Annotated in this window: 17 protein-coding genes; 10 read left to right on the top strand and 7 right to left on the bottom strand. The window is 72.1% G+C overall.

The annotated features are described in order from the left end of the window. Positions 1-54 precede the first annotated feature (54 nt). The 7 genes from ABZ809_RS10905 (at position 55) to ABZ809_RS10875 (ending at position 6190) form a co-directional block, all read left to right on the top strand. Complete coding sequence (locus ABZ809_RS10905) at positions 55-291, top strand: HTH domain-containing protein (RefSeq protein WP_089001290.1); 237 nt, start codon at positions 55-57, stop codon at positions 289-291. Continuing rightward, entirely contained in the window at positions 291-869 is a 579-nt protein-coding gene (locus tag ABZ809_RS10900; protein WP_357562270.1) for a Clp protease N-terminal domain-containing protein, read from the top strand. The genes ABZ809_RS10905 and ABZ809_RS10900 overlap by 1 nt, the downstream gene beginning before the upstream one ends. A 107-nt stretch (positions 870-976) precedes the next feature. Then, on the top strand, positions 977-1984 hold the full coding sequence (locus ABZ809_RS10895) for a diacylglycerol kinase family protein (RefSeq protein ID WP_357562268.1): 1008 nt from the start codon (positions 977-979) through the stop codon (positions 1982-1984). Further along, the gene (locus ABZ809_RS10890; protein WP_357562267.1) at positions 1977-2978 is read left to right on the top strand and encodes a YihY/virulence factor BrkB family protein; all 1002 of its coding nucleotides are present in this window, start codon (positions 1977-1979) and stop codon (positions 2976-2978) included. The genes ABZ809_RS10895 and ABZ809_RS10890 overlap by 8 nt, the downstream gene beginning before the upstream one ends. A gap of 79 nt (positions 2979-3057) precedes the next feature. Further along, the gene (locus ABZ809_RS10885; RefSeq protein WP_357562266.1) at positions 3058-4548 is read left to right on the top strand and encodes a phosphatase PAP2 family protein; all 1491 of its coding nucleotides are present in this window, start codon (positions 3058-3060) and stop codon (positions 4546-4548) included. An 8-nt stretch (positions 4549-4556) separates the two neighbouring features. Further along, positions 4557-5414 carry an endonuclease/exonuclease/phosphatase family protein gene (locus tag ABZ809_RS10880; protein ID WP_357562265.1) on the top strand — a complete coding sequence of 286 codons (858 nt, stop codon included), beginning with the start codon at positions 4557-4559 and terminating at the stop codon, positions 5412-5414. 35 nt (positions 5415-5449) lie between these two features. After that, positions 5450-6190 carry a hypothetical protein gene (locus ABZ809_RS10875; protein WP_357562264.1) on the top strand — a complete coding sequence of 247 codons (741 nt, stop codon included), beginning with the start codon at positions 5450-5452 and terminating at the stop codon, positions 6188-6190. A 241-nt stretch (positions 6191-6431) separates the two neighbouring features. Here the strand turns inward: ABZ809_RS10875 and ABZ809_RS10870 are convergent, their stop codons facing one another. Further along, complete coding sequence (locus tag ABZ809_RS10870; protein WP_357562263.1) at positions 6432-6680, bottom strand: alpha/beta hydrolase; 249 nt, start codon at positions 6678-6680, stop codon at positions 6432-6434. A 16-nt stretch (positions 6681-6696) separates the two neighbouring features. Further along, positions 6697-7659, bottom strand: coding sequence for a TIGR03557 family F420-dependent LLM class oxidoreductase (locus ABZ809_RS10865; protein WP_357562262.1), 963 nt, complete (start codon positions 7657-7659; stop codon positions 6697-6699). 237 nt (positions 7660-7896) lie between these two features. On the opposite strand from ABZ809_RS10865, the gene ABZ809_RS10860 reads away from it, so the two are divergent. Beyond that, positions 7897-9288 carry a cellulase family glycosylhydrolase gene (locus tag ABZ809_RS10860; RefSeq protein ID WP_357562261.1) on the top strand — a complete coding sequence of 464 codons (1392 nt, stop codon included), beginning with the start codon at positions 7897-7899 and terminating at the stop codon, positions 9286-9288. Positions 9289-9795: 507 nt separating this feature from the next. Then, positions 9796-11583 (top strand): trypsin-like serine protease, encoded by a 1788-nt coding sequence (locus ABZ809_RS10855; RefSeq protein WP_357562260.1) that lies wholly within the window; start codon positions 9796-9798, stop codon positions 11581-11583. Between the two features lie 90 nt (positions 11584-11673). Here the strand turns inward: ABZ809_RS10855 and ABZ809_RS10850 are convergent, their stop codons facing one another. The 4 genes from ABZ809_RS10850 to ABZ809_RS10835 are packed head-to-tail and all read right to left on the bottom strand — an operon-like array spanning position 11674 to position 17029. Beyond that, on the bottom strand, positions 11674-13815 hold the full coding sequence (locus ABZ809_RS10850; RefSeq protein ID WP_357562259.1) for an alpha-galactosidase: 2142 nt from the start codon (positions 13813-13815) through the stop codon (positions 11674-11676). Then, positions 13812-14726: a carbohydrate ABC transporter permease gene (locus tag ABZ809_RS10845; protein ID WP_357562258.1), complete on the bottom strand. Its 915-nt coding sequence runs from the start codon at positions 14724-14726 to the stop codon at positions 13812-13814. Before ABZ809_RS10845 ends, ABZ809_RS10850 begins: the two co-directional genes overlap by 4 nt. After that, positions 14723-15682, bottom strand: a complete 960-nt coding sequence (locus tag ABZ809_RS10840) for a sugar ABC transporter permease (protein WP_357562257.1) — start codon at positions 15680-15682, stop codon at positions 14723-14725. The genes ABZ809_RS10845 and ABZ809_RS10840 overlap by 4 nt, the downstream gene beginning before the upstream one ends. Before the next feature lie 21 nt (positions 15683-15703). Further along, positions 15704-17029, bottom strand: coding sequence for an ABC transporter substrate-binding protein (locus ABZ809_RS10835; protein WP_357562256.1), 1326 nt, complete (start codon positions 17027-17029; stop codon positions 15704-15706). A 279-nt stretch (positions 17030-17308) separates the two neighbouring features. Here ABZ809_RS10835 and ABZ809_RS10830 point away from each other — a divergent pair, with 279 nt between their 5' ends. Next, positions 17309-19321, top strand: coding sequence for a beta-galactosidase (locus ABZ809_RS10830; protein WP_357562255.1), 2013 nt, complete (start codon positions 17309-17311; stop codon positions 19319-19321). A 258-nt stretch (positions 19322-19579) separates the two neighbouring features. On the opposite strand, the gene ABZ809_RS10825 is transcribed toward ABZ809_RS10830, so the two are convergent. Continuing rightward, positions 19580-20617 carry a hypothetical protein gene (locus ABZ809_RS10825; protein WP_357562254.1) on the bottom strand — a complete coding sequence of 346 codons (1038 nt, stop codon included), beginning with the start codon at positions 20615-20617 and terminating at the stop codon, positions 19580-19582. Positions 20618-21017 lie beyond the last annotated feature (400 nt).

The raw sequence follows: 21017 nt of genomic DNA, 5'->3' as shown, positions 1-21017 counted from the left end.
CCGGCATGTCAACGAGGGTTGACAGTGACGGTGATGTCAATGTAAGTTGACGGCATGAGTCAGGCAACGGAACTCGCGGCGGCAGCCGGCAGCACCGACCCCCGGGTCGGGCTGCGCGCCGTCCGCGCGCTGCGCCGACTGCTCGAACGGCTTGAGGTGGTCCAGGTGGACAACGCCCGTCGACAGGGCTGGTCCTGGCAGGAGATCGCCGACGAGCTGGAGGTCAGCCGGCAGGCCGTCCACAAGAAGCACGCCGGGCGTCCGGCGGTCGGATCCTCCTGGGAGGCGTGATGTTCGAACGGTTCACCGACCGGGCCCGCACGGTGGTGCGGGACGCCCGGGACGAGGCCACCGCCGACGGCCAGCGGCCGGTCGGCACCGAGCACCTGCTGCTCGCCCTGCTCGCCGACGGCGACAATCTCGCCGCCCGGGTGCTCGCCGAGGCCGGCCTGGGCGCCGACGACCTGCGGGCCCGCGTCCGCCGGCACGCCGAGCGGGGCGGCACCGGCCTCGCCGACGCCGACGCCGCCGCCCTGCGGGAGATCGGCATCGACCTGGCCGCCATCGTGGCGCGGATCGAGGAGTCCTTCGGCCCGGACGCGCTGCGCGAGGCGGCGCCGGCGCCGCGCCGCCGCTGGGGTCTCCGGCGGTACGCGGCCGGCCCCTTCTCCCCGCGTGCCAAGAAGGTCCTGGAACTGTCGCTGCGGGAGGCGATGCGGCTGCGCCACCGGCACATCGGCACCGAGCACATCCTGCTCGGCGTGCTCCGTGAGGGGCGCGGGCTCGGTGCCCTGGTGCTCACCGAGGCCGGAGCCGACCTCGACGACCTGCGTCGCCGGGTGGAGACCGCGCTGCGGGCGGCCGCCTGACCGATTCCGGCGAAAGCCGGATCGGGTTCTCAAACCCGATCCGGCTGCGCCGAACGTCACCGCTCCGCCGGGTCGCTGCCGTGCCGGAACTGCTGCACACTGGCGCCGTGGATCCTGCGCAGGACAAGCGACGTGCGACGCGCGACGGCGGCGGCCCGCGTTCCGCCGTGGTGGTCAACCCGGTGAAGGTGGCCGATCTCGACGAGCTGCGTCGCACGGTCCACGACGCCCTCCGCGCCGCCGGCTGGCCCGAGCCGCTGTGGTTCGAGACCACGGTCGAGGACCCGGGTCGCGGCCAGACGGAGCAGGCGGTCGAAGCCGGCGCGGAGGTCGTCTTCGCCTGCGGCGGCGACGGCACCGTGATGGCCTGCGTCAGCGCCCTGGTCGGCACCGAGGTGGCGCTCGCCGTGCTGCCCCAGGGCACCGGCAACCTGCTCGCGGCCAACCTGGGCCTCTCGGGGGACCTGGCCGCCGGGCTGGAGGTGGCCGTCGAGCGTGGCCGCCGCCTGCTCGACGTGGGCGCCGTCGAGGGCCACTACTTCACGGTGATGGCGGGGATGGGCTTCGACGCCCAGATGCTTGCCGACACCTCGGAGACCACCAAGAAACGGATCGGCTGGCCGGCGTACGTCGTGGGGGCCGCCCGGCACCTGCGCGACCGGCCGATGAAGGTGTCGATCCGCATCGACGACCAGCAGCCGATCCGTCGCCGGGCCCGCTCGGTCCTGGTCGCCAACGTCGGGCGCCTCCAGGGCGGCGTACGCCTGCTCACCGACGCCGAACCGGACGACGGCTACCTCGACGTCGCGGTGCTCACCCCGCGTACGCTGCGGCACTGGCTGGCGCTCGGCTGGGCGGTCGTACGCCGGCAGGAGCGCGTCCCCCGGATGGAGGTCTTCCGGGCCCGGCGAGTGGAGATCACCAGCAACCGGGCCCAGCCCCGGGAGCTCGACGGCGACCTCATCGAGCCGGGCCGCACCCTGAAGGTCGAGATCCGGCGGCGGGCGCTGTGGCTCTGCGTGCCGCGGCCGGAGGAGGACCCCGACCTGGCCGAGGACGCCGAGGCGGCCGGCGAGCGCGGCGAGCGGCTCATCGAGGAAGCCCACCGTGAGTAGCACCCGGATCGTGCCGGAGACCCGGCTGATGTCCGACGACGAACTCAACGCCGACGACGCCTGGCACACCCTGCGCCGGCAGGGCGGCTGGCACCTGCTGCGGGACGCGTTCATCCGGTTCCGCTACGGCGACGGGTTCAGCCACTCCCGCGCCTTCGCGCTGCAACTCTGCCTCGCCGTGGTGCCGTTCCTGATCGCGCTGACCGGCCTGATCAGCGAACTCGGCGTGGAGGAGGGCGGCCGGGTCGTCGCCGACACGGTGCTCGCGCTCACCCCCGGGGCGAGCGAGCCGATGGTGGCCGAGCTGCTCGGCGAGGGCGAACGCACCGAACGCGCCGGGGAACTGGCGCTCGGCCTCGGCCTGCTCACCGGCCTGGTCGCGCTGACCACCACGATGGCCCAGATCGAGCGCGGCGCCAACCGCATCTACGGCGTGGAACGGGACCGGCCCGCGCTGTGGAAGTACGTCCGCGCCGCCATCCTCGCCCTCATCGCCGGCGTGCCGGCGTTGACCGGGTTCCTGATCCTCGTCGGCGGCGGCCCGATGGGCGACTCGGTGCAGCGGCACTACGCCTGGGGCGAACTCGCCAACGGCGCCTGGGACGTGGTGCGCTGGCCGCTGAGCCTCGGCCTGACCGTCATCGCCGTCGCGGTGATCTTCCGGCACGCCCCGCGCCGCCGGCAGCCCGGCCTGTCCTGGCTCTTCTTCGGCGCCGGCATCGCCACCGTGCTGTGGTGGGCGGCCAGCCTGCTGCTCGCCGCGTACGTGCGGTTCAGCGACGGATTCGGCCAGACGTACGGGGCGCTGACCGGCATGATGGCGCTGCTGCTCTGGGCCAACCTGACCGGCATGGCGCTCTTCGGCGGGCTGTCCTTCGCCGCCCAGCTGGAGGCGCTGCGGATCGGCGTGCGGGAGCCCGCCCAGCCCGACCTCTGGGAGCCGGAGGCCGCGCGTGAGGAGATCAACGACACCGGCGAGATGACCTCGCTCTGACTCCACCTCGGACACCTTCCGGTGTACGCGGCGCGCCGATCGGGTAAAGCGGCACGCCAGAAGCGAGAGGGAGGCTGCCGTGGGCGCGGTCAAAGAGGCGTTGCGACGACCCTTGGGTCACTTCACCGAGCGTACGCTCGCCGGCCTGGCGATCGTGCTCGGCGGCGGAGTCGGTTTCGGGATTCTCCTCGTCCTGGTCCGGACCCGGTGGACCCCGCTCTACGACGTCGACCACGGCATCGCCGCCTGGCTCAACGACCTGGTCGCCCCGCACGGGCCGCTGGTGACGGTGCTCAACGCGCTCACCGACCTGGGCGGGCGGGCGGTCATCGTCTGGCTGGTGTCGGTCGCCGTGGTCGGGCTGCTGATCCGCAAGCAGGGCCGGCTCGCGGTGTTCCTGATCGTCACGGGCGTCGGCGCGCTCGTCCTCGACCCGGCCCTCAAGACCCTGGTCGACCGCTTGCGCCCCGAGGTGGAGGTGCCCATCGGCACGTACGCGGGGGACAGCTTCCCCAGCGGCCACGCGCTCGGCTCGATGGTCGCGTACGGCGCGCTGCTGCTGGTCTTCCTGCCGGCCATGTCGCGCCGCTGGCGCAAGCCGGCGATCGCGCTGGTCGCCACCGTCGTCTTCCTCATCGGCCTGACCCGGATCGCGCTGGGCGTGCACTTCGTCTCGGACGTGCTCGGGGCCTGGCTGCTCGGCGCCGCCTGGCTCGGCGTCACCGCGTACGCCTTCCGGCTCTGGCGGCTGGAGCGCGGCCGGCCGGTGCCGGCGCTGACCGAGGGGCTGGAGCCGGAGGCCGCGCACGACGTGGCGCCCGCCCCCGACGAGGCGCATCTGCTGCCGCATCCCCGGGCCGCCGTGTTCGAGCTGGTCGTCGGCTGGGTGCTCGTCCTCGGGGCGCTGTACGGCTTCGGCATGTTCGTCAGCTACCACGCCGGCGGCACCTTCTTCGCCACCCTCGACACGGACGTGCCGAGGTGGTTCGCCGAGCACCGCACCCCGGGCCGGGACGACTTCAGCTACTGGTGGAGCAAGGTCGGCGACACCCACGCCATCCTGCTGATCTCGCTGGTCTTCTGCCCGCTCGTGCTGGCCGTGTGGCGCCGCTGGCGGCCGGTGCTGTTCGTGGCGCTGACCATGTTCGGCGAGCTGAGCCTCTTCCTCGCCTCCGCCGCCGCGGTCGACCGCCCCCGGCCACCGGTCGGCAACCTCGACGGGCCGATGCCGACCTCCTCCTTCCCGTCCGGCCACATCGCCGCCACGCTCTGCGTCTGGGTGGCGATCGCGGTGATCGTCTTTCCGCGTACCGACCGGTGGTGGCGGTGGCTCTTCGTGGCGCTGGCGGTGGTGATGCCGACCGGGGTGGCGATCAGCCGGATGTACCGGGGGATGCACCACCCCACCGACTTCATGGGCGCGATCATCCTCACCACCCTGTGGATCGGCCTGCTCTACTGGGTGGTCCGCCCCAACGAGGACGTGCGCGAGGGCAACCGGCCCAGCATCGAGTCCGAGGACGTGCACACCCTCGACGACGAGCTGGCCAAGGCCGGCCGGGCGGACTGACGCCGCCCATGCTGAGGGCGATGACCTGGAACATCCGGACGGGCGGGCGGGACTCCGACGGCACCGACCGCCGGGACCGGCTGACCCGGGTCGTCGCCGCCGAGCGGCCGGACGTGCTGGCGTTGCAGGAGCTGCGGGGCTTCGACGCAGGCGACGTGCTCGCCGACCTCGCGGGCCGGGTGGGGATGGTGCCCCACCTGGCCCGTTCCTGTTTCGGCCAGCCGGTGGCGGTGCTGCTCCGACCGCCGCTGCGGGCCCTGGCCGCGACCCGGGTACGCCGGCCGTTCCACCACGCCGCGCAGCGGGTCACCGTGGCGACCAGCGCCGGCCCCCTGACGGTGCTGAGCGTGCACCTCGACCCGTACTCGGGGCTGCGCCGGCGCGTCGAGGCGGGCTGGGCCGCCGCCGCGCTGCGCCGGGCGCCGGGGGAGCTGGGACTGCTGGCCGGGGACCTGAACACCCTCGACCCGGTCGCCGACCACACCGACCGGATCGCCCGGCTCCCGGCCGCGTACCGCCGTCGTCACCTGCGCCGGGACGGGCGGACGGCGGAGACCCGGGCGGTGGCCCGGCTGCTCGCCGCCGGCCTCGTCGACCTGTACCCGGCGGTCAACTGGCCGGTCGACGCCACGGCAGCCGGCGGTCCGGGCGACGGCGTCGTGGCCGGTCCGGGCGACGACGGCCTGACCGCGCCGACCCGGCACGGCGGTGGGGCGGAGTTCTCCGGGATGCGGCTCGACTACCTCCTCGGCACGCCGGCCCTCGCCGGTCGGGCGCGAGCCTGCCGGGTGGTCCGGGGCGGCGAGACCGAGTACGCCTCCGACCACTACCCGGTCGTGGCGGACCTGGACCTCGACCCCGCCTGACCCGCCTCTTTGCCGGTGCCGGCTACCGTGACCGCGTGATCAACTCGCCGAGCCCGGATCCGCGCGACGCGGGTGCCCCGCCCGTCCCCCTGATCGCGGCCGTCGCCCGGGGGATCGCGCTGGTCGTGGTGGTGCCCGTGCGGCTGGTCTGGGAGTTGGTCGCCGCCGTCGGCCGGTGGCTGCACCGGTGGCTGCTCGCGCCGCTCGGCCGGTTCCTGGACCGCTGGCTGCTGCACCCGCTGGGCTGGCTGCTGCGGCACCTGCTGTGGGTGCCGCTCAGGTGGCTCGGCCGGGGGCTGGCCTGGCTGGGCCGGACGCTGGTCCTGGTGCCGCTGGTGTGGCTGTGTCGTGGGCTGGCCTGGCTGGCCCGGACGTTGGTGTGGGTGCCGCTGGCCTGGCTGGCGTACCACCTGATCTGGCTGCCGGCGCGCTGGCTGGCCCGGCTTCTCGCGCCGCTCGGGCGCCTGCTGGTGGCCGGGCTCGTGGCGGTCGGCCGGTGGCTGGCGGCGGTGGGCCGGGTGCTGCTGCACGTGCTCGGGTGGGCGTGGTGGGCGGCCGGCCGGCTGCTGTGGTGGTGCTACGCGCTCACCCTGCGGCCGTTCGTGCTCGGGGCGGGCTGGCTGTGGCGGCACGCGGTGCGCCCGGTGGGGCGGGCGATCGGCGCCGCGTGGCGGGCGACGGTGTCGCCGGCGGTGCGCTGGGTACGCCGCGCCGTCGGGGACCCGGTCCGCCAGGCGACCCGCGAGGTGTTGACCGCCCTCGGTCTGCGTCACTGACCGCGTCCTGATCCGGCCGATCTTGGTACGAAACGGCCCCTGTGGGGGCACCTTCTCGCCAAGATCTCCCGAGGCCGGGCCGCGGCCCGGCCGGGCCGCCGCGCGGCCGGGCGGGAGTTACAGGACGAGGTTGAGCAGGACGGTCAGGACGACCGAGGCGACGATCGAGAAGAGGATCATCAGGAGGCAGCCGAGGCCGCCGCCGGCCGGCCGGATCTCCGTGTTGCCGATACGCATGTGATCACCTGTTCGTCAGCGTCGGGGCGAGGAGGGCGCGGATCGCGTCGGCGACCTGCGCCGGGACGGTGGTGGCGACGTTGTGCGCCGCGCCCGGCACGGTGACCGTACGGGCGTGCGGCACCAGCCGCCCGACCTGCGACCGCCAGGCGGGCGGCACGACAGGGCCCCGGGAGCCGGTGACGACGAGGGTCGGCGCAGCGCGAGACGCAGCGCCGAAGGGTCGAGCCGGCCCGGCGGCGTCGCCCGCCACCGGGCCGACGCGTCGCTCACAGCTCGCGCAGCCTCGGCAGGAGCTGTTCCCGCGCCCAGTCCAGGAACATCGGCTGCGTCTCGCCACCCACCTGCACGATCGCCACGTGGGTGAAGCCGGCGTCGACGAACTTCTTGAACGCCTCGACGTGCCGGTCCACGTCGGGCCCGCAGGAGATCCCCTCGGCCACGTCCTCCTCGCGGACGAACTGGCTGGCGGCGGCGAACGACTCCGGCCCGGGCAGCTCCGCGTTGACCTTCCAGCCCAGCCCGAACCAGCGGAACTGGTCGTGCACGATCTTGCGGCACTCCGCCTCGTCCGGGCCGTAGCAGATGGCCACCTGGCCGTAGCGGGGCTGGCCGGCGGCCCCGGCCTCGTCGTACATCTCGATGAGGTGCGGGTCCGGCTCGGTGGCGACGAGGCCGTTGCCGTACTCGGCGGCGAGGGTCACCGACTGCCGGCCGGAGGCGGCGACGGCCATCGGCACCGGCCGGTCCGGCCGGTCCCACACGTAGGCGTCCGGCACGTCGTAGTGGTTGCCGGAGAAGGTCAACGTCTCCCCGTTGAGCAGTGGCCGGATGACCTGCAGCGCCTCCTCGAACATCTCGTGCCGCTGCTGCACGTGCGGCCAGCCGCCGACCACGTGCTCGTTGAGGTTCTCGCCCGCGCCGAGGCCGAGGGTGAACCGGCCGTCCGAGAGGACGCCGATCGTGCTGGCCTTCTGCGCCACGACCGCCGGGTGGTAGCGGCGGATCGGGCAGGTGACGAAGGACATCAGCTCCGCCCGCGAGGTGGCGTGCGCGACCGCGCCGAGCACCGACCAGGCGTACGGGGAGTGGCCCTGGGAGTCCAGCCAGGGGTAGTAGTGGTCGGAGATCACGAGCTGGTCGAAGCCGGCCGCCTCCGCCCGTACGGCGTAGTCGACCAGCTGCTTGGGCCCGGCCTGCTCGCACATCAGGGTGTAACCGACCTTGACCATGGCGTCTCCTTCCGACCTGGGCGGATCATCCCCGGATACCCCGCCCAGGGCGGGTCAACCCTCGCGCCCGGTCTGCGTGGCCCTCTCCTTAACCGGTTCATTGCGCGGCCGGACCGACCGGCCTACGCTGATCCCTGCGCCGCCGGGAGCCGGGCGGCGGCTGTCGGGCTGCAGCCGCCATCCCCTGTGACGTCCCACCCCCACCTGGGCAGCGGGGGTCCTCCCTTGAGGAAGGCCATGAAGAAACAACTCACCGCCGCCGGTGCGGCCCTGCTCGCGCTGCTGGTCGCCGTGTTGGCGTTCGGCCAGCCCGCGCGGGCCGCGACCGGCTTCTCCGTCGCCGACGGCAAGCTCTACGACGCCAACGGCAACGAGTTCATCATGCGCGGCGTGAACCACGCGCACACCTGGTACCAGCAGCAGACCAGCTCCTTCGCCAACATCAAGGCCCTCGGCGCGAACACCGTGCGGGTGGTGCTCGCCAGCGGCCAGCGGTGGGCCAAGAACGACACCGCCGACGTCGCCAACGTCATCTCGCTGTGCAAGGCCAACCGGCTGATCTGCGTGCTGGAGGTGCACGACACCACCGGCTACGGCGAGCAGAGCGGGGCGGCCACCCTGGACCAGGCGGTCGACTACTGGCTCAGCATCTCCAGCGCCCTCGCCGGCCAGGAGAAGTACGTCATCGTCAACATCGGCAACGAGCCGTACGGCAACCAGGGCTACGGCACCTGGGCCACCGACACCGCCAACGCCATCAAGCGGCTGCGTACGGCCGGCCTGACGCACACCATCATGGTCGACGCCCCGAACTGGGGTCAGGACTGGACGTTCACCATGCGCGACAACGCCGCGTCGGTGTTCGCCGCCGATCCGCAGAAGAACACCGTCTTCTCCATCCACATGTACGGCGTCTTCGACACCGCCGCCGAGATCAGCGACTACCTCGGCCGGTTCCGCACCGCGAAGCTGCCGATCGTGGTCGGCGAGTTCGGCTTCAACCACTCCGACGGCAACCCGGACGAGGACGCCATCCTGGCCTACAGCCAGGCCAACGGGATCGGCTACCTCGGCTGGTCGTGGAGCGGCAACGGCGGTGGCGTCGAGTACCTCGACATGGTCACGAACTTCAACCCCGCCGCGCTGAGCACCTGGGGCCAGCGCATCTTCAACGGCGCGAACGGCATCAAGGCGACCGCGAAGGAGGCGACGGTCTTCGGCAGCACCCCGCCGCCGACGACGCCTCCGCCCACCACCCCGCCGCCCACGACGCCCCCGCCCACCACCCCGCCGCCCACGACGCCGCCGCCGTCCACCCCGCCGCCGGGTGCCGGCTGCACCGCGACGTACGCGGTGACCAACCAGTGGCAGGGTGGCTTCCAGGGTGAGGTCAAGGTGACCGCCGGCTCGTCGGCGATCACCGGCTGGACGACGAAGTGGACGTTCGCCAACGGCCAGACCGTCAGCCAGTCCTGGAACGTCGCCCTGAGCAGCAGCGGATCGACTGTCACCGCCCGCAACACCGACTGGAACGGTCGGCTGGGCGCCGGAGCCAGCACCAGCTTCGGCTTCATCGCCAACTGGAACGGCACCAACGCCACGCCCGCGGTGACCTGCACCGCGAGCTGAGATCTCCCGCACCACCGGTGGCCGGGCCCGCACGGGCCCGGCCACCTTCTCGTGCGTACGCCGCCTCGCACGAGGCCCTGCGGTCCTGGCGTGCAGGTGCCCTCCGGGGCGCGCACCTGCCGCTTTCCGAGGATCGACGAGGTGAGTGGCCCCTCGATCGAAATGGGCGACATTAACGATCGGATGCCAGCGTCCGCAAGACATCGACGCTGTGGGATATGGCATCGCGAGTGGGGCAACGATCGTCCGTGGGGGTGCCTACCGTAACCCTGCGATCACCTTCCTGGTGGTTGCGAAGTCCGCAAGGGACACGGGGGTCCTTGTCGTGCTCGATCGCTCGCGATCGTGCCCAGCCGCTCGGCTGGGCACAGGTCCTCCTGGTGCCACGTCCGGCGGTAGCGCCGGCCGTCCGCAACGGCTCCCCGCACCACGTCCCAGTCGCGCCTCGACGCAGGTCGTCGCCGGTACGTGCCGTGCCCTTGCCAACTGCTCCAGAAGGGACCATCTGTGCCATCGTCGCATCGTCGGCGAGTAGCCCGCACCGCCGGCCTGCTCGCCGCCACCCTGCTGGCCGGGATCGTCGGCGTCGCGCCTGCCCAGGCCATTACCGGAGGTGCCGCCCAGACCGGCGGCTCATTCGCCTTCGCTGCCAAGATCGAGGTGGGACCCGGCTCGCGGGGCTGTAGCGGCGCGCTGGTCGATCCCTGGTGGGTGCTGACCGCCAAGAGCTGCTTCAGCGTCGATGGTCAGCCGGTCGTCGCCGGTAAGCCCGCGCAGCCCGCCACCGTGACCGTCGGACGACCCAACCTCACCGCGTCGACCGGCGCGGTCGTTCCGGTCTTCCGGATCGTGCCGCACCCCACCCGTGACGTGGTGCTCGTCCGGCTCGCCGCGCGGGTCGACGCGGCTCCGGTGCCGCTGGGCGCCGCTCCCACCGTGGGCGAGCAGCTCACCGTGGCCGGCTTCGGTCGCACCGCCACCACCTGGGTGCCGGACCAGCTGCACACCGGCACCTTCTCCGTGCAGGGCGTGAACGCCGGCACGCTCGACATCCTGGGCAGCGGGCAGGCCGCCATCTGCCGCGGTGACCTCGGCGGGCCGACCGTCCGCATGGTCAACGGCCAGCCGCAGCTCGTGGCCCTGCACCACACGTCGTGGCAGGGCGGGTGCCTGGCCGAGACCGAGACGCGCCGCGAGGCGGTGGAGACCCGCGTCGACGACCTCGGTTCCTGGCTGACCGCGAACATCCCGCAGGGCCCGGCGCTCGACCAGTACGAGGACATCAACTTCCTCTACGTGTACGCCACCGGCGACGGCGCGCCGCAGACCTTCCCCGCGACCTCCACCGGCGCGTTCACCGCGCCGCTCGGCGAGTGGGCGGGCGGCAACGAGGCCTACAAGGAACAGGTCAAGGTCTTCAACGACGACTTCGACGGCGACGGCGTCAGGGACGTCGCCGTGATGTCGAAGCGCGTCGGGGGCAACTTCTACCTGGATACGTTCATCACCCGACCGGACGGCAGGTACAGCGCGCCGATCAGGTCCTGGACGGACGACAACTTCGGCAACATGGAAAACATGAAGATGGCCTCCGGTGACTTCAACGGCGACGGCCGGACCGACCTGACCGCCTTCTACGGATACGCCAACGGTGACGAGGCATGGTTCAACTGGATCGCCCGACCGGACGGGGGCTTCGAAGAACCGGTCGAGGTGTGGAAGGCGTCCAACTTCGGTAGCTGGACGACCACCTCGGTCTTCGCCGGGGACGTCAACGGCGACGGCCGGGACGACGCGAGCCTCTTCTACCGGTACAACAACAGCACGGCCATGGCGCTGATCACCTGGCCGGGCAAGGCTGACGGCACGTTCGGCACCGGTTACACCTCCTGGTCGACCCCGAACAGCGCACCGTTCACGTCGCTCACCTCGATGAAGGTCGTGGACGGCGACTTCAACGGGGACGGCCGCGACGACGTCGCCGTCCTGCTCAACGACAACGGCCTGCGCCTGTTCACCTGGATCGCCAAGGCGGACGGCAACTTCGAGGCGCCGCTGGCCTCCTGGACGTCGACCATCTTCGGCCAGTTCGCCAGGATCAAGATTGTCTCCGGCGACTACAACGGCGACAAACGCGACGACCTCGCCGTCCTCTACCAGTACCCCAACGACGGCATCGGGTTGCACACGTTCACCGCGAAGACCGACGGCGGCTTCAACCCGCCGGTGCAGTCGTGGACCGTGGGACCCGCAGAGTACGGCTGGTGGCCGAGCATGAGGTTGCACGGCCAGTGACCCTCTCTGCCTGAGGCGTCCCCCTGCGCCTCACCGCGCAGGGGGACACCGTCCGTTGGCGTGCACGACAACCGCTGCCCGTGAACCGGCTCAGTCGGCGGCGGTGACCTCCAGCAGCAGGGTCTGCTCGGGGTGCAGCGCCGGCAACTGGAGCCCGACCGCCGCCAGCACCGCGCCGCCGAGGGTCACCCCGCCGCCACTCGCCAACCAGCCCGGTGCGGCCCGCTGGATGGTCGCGGGCTCCGGCACGCCCGCGACGGGCCGCACCGCGTACCGCCGGCGGGGGTCGAGGCCGGGGAGCCGGACCGGCCCGGGCGCCTGGGCCACCGAGGTGGCCAGCCGCGCCACGGCGTACACCGCGTGGGAACCGTCGTGGGCGACCACGCCGTGCGCCCAGACGGCCGGGTCCGGGTGGTCGACCCGGACCACCCGACCGGCGTGCAGCAGCGGGCGGAGCCGCTTGTGCAGCGCGACCCAGGCGGCCAGCTCGCGGCGTTCCGCCGCGCTGATCGTGCCGATGTCCCACTCGATGCCGTGGTGGCCGAAGAGCGCGGTGGCCGCCCGGAAACCGAGGTCGTGCACGCGGTGGGTGGTGTGCGAGCGCTCCGGCCCGATGTGACTGCCGACCAGCTCGGGCGGGAGCAGCAGCCCCGTCCAGCGCTGGATGGCCAGCCGCTCCAGGGCGTCGTTGCAGTCGCTGGCCCACACCCGGTCGGTGCGCTGCAGGATCTCCAGGTCCACCCGGCCGCCGCCGGACGCGCAGCTCTCGATCTCCACACCCGGATGGCGGCGGCGCAGCTCGTCGAGGAGCCGGTAGACCGCGAGGGTCTGCTCGCGCACCCCGGGGCGGCCCTGGTGCCCCGCCTCGGTCAGGTCCCGGTTGTGGTCCCACTTGAGGTAGTCGATGCCGGGGTACGCGGTGAGCAGCGCGTCCAGCCGCTCCAGCAGGTACGCGTACGCCGGCGGCTGGGCCAGGTCGAGCACCTGCTGGTGCCGCCAGGCGGGCGGCAGCCGGCCCGGCGCCGACAGCACCCACTCCGGGTGCGCCCGGAACAGATCGGAGTCCGGGTTGACCATCTCCGGTTCCACCCAGAGCCCGAACCGCATCCCGTGCCCACGTACGTGGTCGATCAGCGGGTGCAGGCCGTCCGGCCAGACCGTGTCGTCGATGTACCAGTCGCCGAGGCCGGCCCGCTCGTGGCGACGCCCCCGGAACCAGCCGTCGTCGAGCACGAAGCGTTCCACCCCGACCTCGGCCGCCTGGTCGGCCAGCGCGCGGAGCCGGTCCAGGTCGTGGTCGAAGTAGACCGCCTCCCAGACGTTGAGGGTGACCGGGCGGGGCGTGGCCGGGTGCTGCGGGCGGGCGCGCAGGTGGGTGTGCAGGACGTCGCTGAGCCCGTCCAGCCCGGCGGCGGAGAAGACCGCGTACAGCAGGGGGGTGGCGTACTCCCCGCCCGGATCGAGCACCACCTCGCCGGGAGCGAGCAGCTCGCCGCCGCCGAGGGTGGACTCGCCCGTCGGCCGCCGCTCGGCGAAGGTCACGTGGTCGCCGCTCCACGCGGTGTGCACCGCCCACACCTCGCCGTGGCCGAAGCCGAACCCGGCCGTGCCGGCGACCAGCAGCAGGGTCGCGTCGTGCCCGGTGCGGCCGTGCCGGCCCTCGCGCACCCAGGCGCCCATCGGCCACGGGTGCCGCTGCGGGGACCGCTCCCGGCACCACCGGCCGGTCAGGTCGAGCAGCTCGGTGGCGACCGCCGGCACCGGCAGCACCGGCGTCAGCTCCCGCAGCTCGTACGCCGTGACTCCGTCGTTGCGCAGCCGGTGCCGCAGCAGCACCAGGCCGGTGGGGTCGAGCGTGATCTCGACGGTCAGCGACAGCCCGGCCCCGTCGTCGACCGCCCGGACAGTGACCCGGGCGGGCCCGGTGCCGTCGTCGGCGACGTCGAGACCGGTCAGCCGGAACGCGGTGGACCACGCGGCGCGGTCGCGGTGCCCGGCCAGCGCCGGCCGGCCGGCCCAGCCGGCGCTGGCCTCCGGCAGCAGGGACAGCACCGTCGGCGCGTCGAAGCCGCTCCGGACGACCGGCCCGACGGTGGCGTCGACCAGGGTGGGCAGGTCGTCGGGCGGGACGGGGCCGAGGTCGGCTCCCCAGTGCGCGACCCGGGGCAGCCCCGGGCCCCGCGCGTCGAGCACCAGGCTGGTCCGGGCACGGCGGAGGTGGACGATGGTCATCCTTTGGAAGCTCCCAGGGTCAGGCCCCGGACGAACTGCCTCTGCAACAGGAAGAAGATCACCAGGGTCGGGATCGCGACCAGCACCGAGCCGGCCGAGACGAGGTTGTTGTCGGTGAAGAACTCACCGCGCAGGTTGTTGAGCGAACTGGTCACCGGGAACTTGTCGCCGGTGCGCATCAGCACGGTGGCCCAGAAGAACTCGTTGTAGATCCAGGTCACCTCCAGGGTCGCCAGCGCGGCCAGGGCCGGCCGGCACAGCGGCATGGTCACCTGCCAGTACTGCCGCCAGACGCTCGCCCCGTCGACCGTCGCCGCCTCGTAGAGGTCGCGCGGCAGCGCCCTCATGTAGTTGCTGAGCACGAAGACGCAGAAGCCGCACTGGAAGGCGACGTTGACCAGGATAAGCCCCCAGTAGCTGTCGTAGAGCAGCTCGGAGTCGCTCATGAACGCCGGCAGCGGCACCTGGGTGAAGAGCCGGAACAGCGGAATCAGCAGGGCCTGCTGGGGTAGCAGGTTCGCCGCGGTGAACAGGCCGAGCAGGACAATGTTGATCTTCCAGCTGAACCGGGCGACGACGAACGCCACGCACGACGCGAGGAAGAGGGTCAGCAGCACCGCCGGCACGGTGATGTAGACGGAGTTGAGGAAGTGCTTGCCGAACTCGGCGGTCCGCCAGGCGGTGACGTAGTTGTCGAGGGTCCACCCGCCGAGCGAGACGTAGCCGTGGGCGGCCGTGTACTCGTAGGACCTCAGGGAGGTCAGCACGGCCCAGAGGATCGGGAAGAGCCAGCCGATCGCCACCGCCGCGAGGAACACGTGCAGCACGACCCGCTGCGGTCGTGGCGGCGGCCGGCGTCGGCGCGCGGGGGCCACGTCGGGTTTCCGGGTCGTCGCGGTCGCGGTGCTCATCGGCGCCCCTCCCGCAGCACCGTCGCCAGATAGACCGTGATGAAGACCAGCGAGACGACCAGCATGACGGTCGCCAGCGCCGAGCCGAAGCCGATCCGGCTCGCCTCGCCCACCACGTTCTGGGTGACCAGCGCGGAGATCAGTTCCAGGCCGTTGCGGCCCTTGTTGATGACCCAGACCAGGTCGAACGCGCGCAGCGACTCGATCACCGTCACCACCAGCACGATGACGTTGACGGGTCGCAGCACCGGGAAGACCACCCGGAAGAACGTCCGGGCCTCCGACGCGCCGTCCACGGCGGCGGCCTCCCGCAGCGACGGGTCGACGCCCTTCAGCCCGGCCAGGTAGAGCAGCATGATGTAGCCGACGTGCCGCCAACCGGCCGCCACCAGCACGGCCCAGATGTTGACGTCCGGGTCGCCGTACCAGTCGACGTCGGTGCCGAGCAGGGCGTTGACCAGGCCCTGGTCGCGGGAGTAGAGCAGCTGCCAGACGAAGCCGATCAGCGCCAGGGACAGCACCACCGGCAGGTAGAGCGCGGTCTGGTAGAAGCGGGTGCCGCGCAGCTCCTTGTCGAGCAGCACGGCCAGGAACATGCCGAACGGGGTGGCCACCACGAACAGCGCCGCCAGCCAGAGCAGGTTGTTGCGTACGGCCGGCACGAACGGCGGGTAGTTCTGGACCACGTCGGCGTAGTTGCGCCCGCCGACCCACTCGATGTCGCCGAGTGGGCCGATGCCGTCCCAGTCGGTGCCGGAGAGCGCCACCGTGGCCGACGCCGGCAGCCAGACCAGGCCGACCACGAGCAGCAGCGGGACGGCGACCATGAGTGCGACGACCACGCGGTCGGTGCGGGACAGCAGCCGTACCCGCCGGCCGCGACCACCCGTGGGGACGGTGGTCGCGGCCGGCGGCGGCACGGCGCGATCCGGTTGGACCAGGGGCAGGTCGGACACGTTGCCCTCACCCTCTCGCCGTCAGTCGGTGAAGATCGACTTCTTCTGGTTCTCGATGCTGGTCGTCAGCCCGTCGATGTCCTTCGGGTCCCTGATGAACTGCTGGAGCGCCGGGATGATCACCGTCGAGGCGAAGTCGGGGCGGGTGTCGCGGTCCAGGAACTGGGCGATCTCGGTGGCCGAGCCGACCAACTCGGCGGCCTTCTTCTGCAGGGCGCTGTAGCCGCTGGTGTCGGCCTCGCTGTTGGCGACCAGCGTGCTCGGGTCGTTCTTGACGGTGATGTCCGCGGCCGCCTTCGATCCGACGTACTCCAGCAGCTTCCTGGCGTTGGCCTCCTGCTTCGGCTTCCGGGCCATCATGTAGCCGTCGATGGGCGCGTCGAGGGCCTTGGCCCCGATCGCCGGGTCGATCTCGGGGAAGGTGAAGAAGTCGAGGTCGGCCAGGTCCTTGCCGTCGAACTGCTGGCCGACGAAGAGGCCGAGCAGGTACATGCCGCTCTTCTTCTGCTGCAACGACTGGGCGGCCTCCTGCCAGGTCCGGCCGAGGCTGTCCGGCTGGTGCAGGGGCAGCAGGCCGCGCCAGGTGTCGAAGACCTTCTTCACCCTGTCGGAGGTCCAGGACTCCTTGCCGGCCATCAGGTCGATGTGGAACTGGTAGCCGTTGATCCGCAGGTTGAGGATGTCGAAGGTGCCCATCGCCGGCCAGCCGTCCTTGTCGGCGAACGCGATCGGCGTGAGGCCGTCGTTCTTCATCTCCCCGGCGAGCGCGGTCAGGTCGTCGAGGGTCTTCGGCACCTGGTAGCCGTACTGTTGCCAGACGGACCTGCGGTAGAAGACGGCCCACGGGTAGTACGACGACGGCACGAAGTACTGCTTGCCGTCGTCGCCTGTCGACGCCTTGCGGAACGCGTCGGAGAATCCCGAGAGCTTCCCCCAGACGTCGCTGAGGTCGCCGGCGAGGCCGCGGGCGGCGAAGAACCGCATCCGGTAGCCGGCGAACCACATGAACACGTCGTCCGGCCTGCCCTGGAGATAGTTGTTGATGTTCTCCTGGAACGTGTTGTGGTCGACGGTGTTGACCGCCACCTGGAGGCCGGACGAGGTCTCGAACCCGGCCATGACCTTCGCGATCACCTCCTTGGGCTTCGGGTCGGACTGGTTCGAGCCCAGCGACACCGTCGTGGCGCCGGCCCCGCCGGAGTCGTCGCCGCAGCCGGCGAGCAGGCCCGTGCCGAGCAGGGTGCCGGTGCCGGCGGCGCCGGCAAGCAGCGTTCGGCGGGGGAGCCCGGCCACGGAGGGGGGTACGAGCCGGGCCAGGTATTCGGCTTGGGTACGGGGACGGGACATCGTGCCTCCTGCGGATGAAGAGGTCTGCCCGAGGGCGGCCGTGGGTGGTGGCGTGCCCCGGCAACCGTGATCACACAGTCGGATCCGTCGCGAATCCACACTGGCGAACACGAAGTGCCAGTGGCGCCTCAAGCTACTCGTCCTTCGGGAGCTGTCAAGTGAGCCGGAGTGTGCACGACATCCCAAGCACGCCAGGCTGTCGGGGCAGGAGGCGTGGAGAAGTCGATCGATGTTGGAAAGTGTTGACTCCGTTCTCCCGGGCGGGCACGCTCTGCACCTATGCGGCGATGGCAGGACGCGGGCATCTGGTACGGCGCCGACTACAACCCGGAGCAGTGGCCCGAGTCGACCTGGGCCGAGGACGTCGCGCTGATGCGGCGGGCCGGGGTCAACCTGGTGTCGGTCGGCATCTTCTCCTGGGCGCTGCTGGAGCCCGCCCCGGGCCGGTTCGAGTTCGGCTGGCTGGACCGGGCGGTCGAGGTGCTGCACGCCGGCGGGATCTCCGTCGACCTGGCCACCGCCACCGCCAGCCCGCCGCCATGGTTGGCCCACCGGCATCCGGAGACCCTGCCCCGCCGCGCCGACGGGGCGATCCTCTGGCCGGGCGGCCGGCAGGCGTACTGCCCCAGCTCGCCGGTGTTCCGCGAGCGGTCGCTGGCCCTGGTCGAGGCCGTCGCCACCCGGTACGCCGGCCACCCGGCCGTCGTCATGTGGCACGTCTCCAACGAGCTGGGCTGCCACAACGTGCACTGCTACTGCGACGTCAGCGCCGAGGCGTTCCGCCGCTGGCTGCGCGAGCGCTACGGCGACCTGGACGGGCTCAACGACGCCTGGGGCACCGCCTTCTGGAGCCAGCGGTACGGCGACTGGGCCGAGATCAACCCGCCGCGCACCGCGCCGACCTTCGCCAACCCCACCCAGCAGCTCGACTTCCTGCGGTTCTCCTCCGACGAGCAGCGCGCCCAGCTGCGCGCCGAGCGCGAGGTGCTCGGCCGGCTGGTGCGTCAGCCGGTCACCACCAACTTCATGATCGGCACCGGCACCAAGTACCTCGACTACCACTCCTGGGCCGACGACGTGGACCTGGTCGCCAACGACCACTACCCCACGGCCGCCGACCCGCGCGCGCACGTCGGGCTCGCGCTCGCCGCGGACCACACCCGGGGCGTCGCCGGCGGCGCACCGTGGCTGCTGATGGAGCACTCCACCAGCGCCGTCAACTGGCAGCCGCGCAACGTGGCCAAGACCCCCGGCCAGCTGCGCCGCAACAGTCTGGCGCACGTGGCGCGCGGCGCGGACGGGGTGCTCTTCTTCCAGTGGCGGGCGTCCCGGGCCGGCGCGGAGAAGTTCCACTCCGCGCTGCTCCCGCACGCCGGCCCGGACACCAAGGTGTTCCGCGAGGTCTGCCGCCTCGGCGCCGACCTGGCGGCCCTGGCCGAGGTGCGCGGCAGCCGGGTCGACGCCGAGGTGGCGATCCTGTTCGACTACGAGGCGTGGTGGGGCGTCGAACTGGACTCGCACCCGACCGTCGACGTCGGGTACGCCGACCGGCTCACCGCGCTGCACGACGCGCTCTGGCGGGCCGGGATCACCGCCGACGTCGTGCACCCCCGCACCGACCTGTCCCGCTACCGGCTGGTGCTGGTCCCGACCCTCTACCTGGTGCGCGACGCGCACGCCGCGGCGCTGCGCGGATACGTCGAGGCCGGCGGCACCGCCCTGGTCACCTACTTCAGCGGCATCGTCGACGAGCACGACCACATCCGTCTCGGCGGCTACCCGGGCGCGTTCCGGCAACTGCTCGGCATCCGCGTCGAGGAGTTCTTCCCGCTGCGCGAGGGGGAGCAGGTCATCCTGGACGACGGCTCCGTCGCCGACGTGTGGACGGAGTGGCTGCACCCCGAAGGTGCGCAGGTGCTCGCCGCGTACGCCGACGGGCCCCTGCCGGGCGTGCCGGCGCTGACCCGGCACCCGGTCGGCGCGGGCGCCGCCTGGTATGTCGGCACCCGGCTGGACGCGGCGGCGACCGACCGGCTGGTCGCGCGGGTGGTGGCCGAGGCGGGCGTACGCCCGGCGGCGCGGGCCCCGGCCGACGTGGAGGTCGTCCGGCGGCGCGCCGGCGAACGCAGTTGGCTGTTCGTCGTCAACCACACGGACGCGGACGCCCGGCTCGACGTCACCGGCGTGGACCTGTTGACCGGCGTGCCGTGCGCCGGTGACCTCGTGGTGCCGGCCGGTGAGGTGGCCGTGGTCCGCGAGGAGCCGGGCGTGGTCCGCACGTCCGTGCGGTGACGGCCCGGGGGCCTCTGCCCGGTCTTGGCGTCGAGGCGAACGTGGTCGCGGAGGGCCAGCGGTAGTCGGCGTCGTGCTGGCGCGCGGAGGCCGATCGCCGTGCGGGCGACGGTCACGGCCCGGCGCCGAAACCTGTGTTCCCCGGCCCGCGTGGCAGGCCGGGGAACACAGCGGATGCCGCTACTTGGCGGCAGCCGACGGCCGCGGCTTGACGCGGAACGCGCCGAGAATGATGTGACGCATCGAGTACACCTCCTCTCAGCTAGCTGCGGTCAGGGACCGGGCGTGGTCGAGGGCGTCCGTCAGTTCTTCCTCGTTCACGACCAGCCGTTCCGTGAGCAGACAGGTGCCGACCGGCGTCGTCACCAGGCTGCTGCCAGCCCTGCGGTGGATCTCCACCCGAGGCTCGGCGCTGCGTCGCGTGTCGAGCGGAAATCCGAAACTCAGCCGGTGCACCTCCGGCCTGCCAGGCCGGCGCATGTCCTTCTCGCGGCGGGCCAGCGGCCGGAGCGCGTCGGCGGTCAGCAGCCACCGTTCGGACATGCTCACCCACTCGCTCGCCCGGACGACGAGCTGGCGTAGCTCGGGAGCGAGTGCCAGGCGCTCGGCGTGCTCGCAGACCACCTCGGTCAGGTCATCGCCCAACCGCTGCTCCAGCACCCCGGCCAGGACCAACAGGTCCAGCAGATCCTTGATCCGGAACTTGCGCTGGAACCGTTCCTCGGCCACGGCGAAGAGCCCGCACAGGTCGTCCTCGGCGATTGGTGCCACCCGCACCGGGACCCCGCGAAGGTCGCCAGCGAAGGTGAAGGTGGTGATGTCGGCGCCCATCGGCTTGTCCAGGTGCGGTTCGGCCGCGGGCCACTTCATCGCCACGCCGACGTGCACCCTGTCGGGTCCCTCCAGAACGCTGACCGCCTGCGGTACGGCTCCCCAACGGTCGACCAGATCCCGCACGCAGGACCACAGAACTTCCTCGCTGGGGGCGAACAGGTCGACATCTCCCGACTGTCGCAACAAGCCGTCCGGAAAGAACCGCGCGATGCACGGGCCCTTGAGGATCGTGACTCCGTGCAGGCCGGCCAGCTCGACGCCGGTCGCGTGGAGGGCTTCGACGCGCCGTTCCCAACGTCGCAGGTACGCGCCCTCCGCCTCGCTGAGTTCGAGCCCCCTGGCCACCGCGGACGAGAGCCAGGTGGCCAGGATCCCCTTCCGGTTGGCCAGGTCGGCGACCCGCCATGTCGGGTGCTCCGGTGGCGCTCCGAGCAGGCGATCCACGACGTCGAGGTCAACCATGAAGATCAACTGCCTTTCGAGAGCCATCGCCGACCGACGGACCGGTGACACCCCCGGTGCGGCCGGTGCGTTTCAGCACCCCGGGCCACTCGACCCGGGAGACCGGCGCCCTCTCCGCAGTGCGTTCGTCAGGACCGGCCCAGGGGGCTGGCAGAACGGCCCTTCGGCGGCCGGCGCACGACCGATGCTGACGGGAGCGCGGGTGCCGTGCTCGTTCATCGGAGGCTCTCTTCGCCCGGAGTAGGTCCGTCGCGAGCAGGATCGCTCCGCCGGCCATATTTTTTCGATATCCGATCCGGCGAGCGTTTCCGACCGGTCCGTCGGGTTCCTGGAGCGCGGTGTCTTTGCGCGGGACGAGCGATCTCGCCCGGGGGCGCCCACGGCCTGCCGACGTTCGTTA

Origin of the sequence: Micromonospora sp. NPDC047074 (assembly GCF_040643815.1) — a bacterium.
GTDB lineage: Bacteria > Actinomycetota > Actinomycetes > Mycobacteriales > Micromonosporaceae > Micromonospora.
Note: the sequence above shows the minus strand (reverse complement) of the source record. Positions and strands in the feature narration are given on the sequence as shown.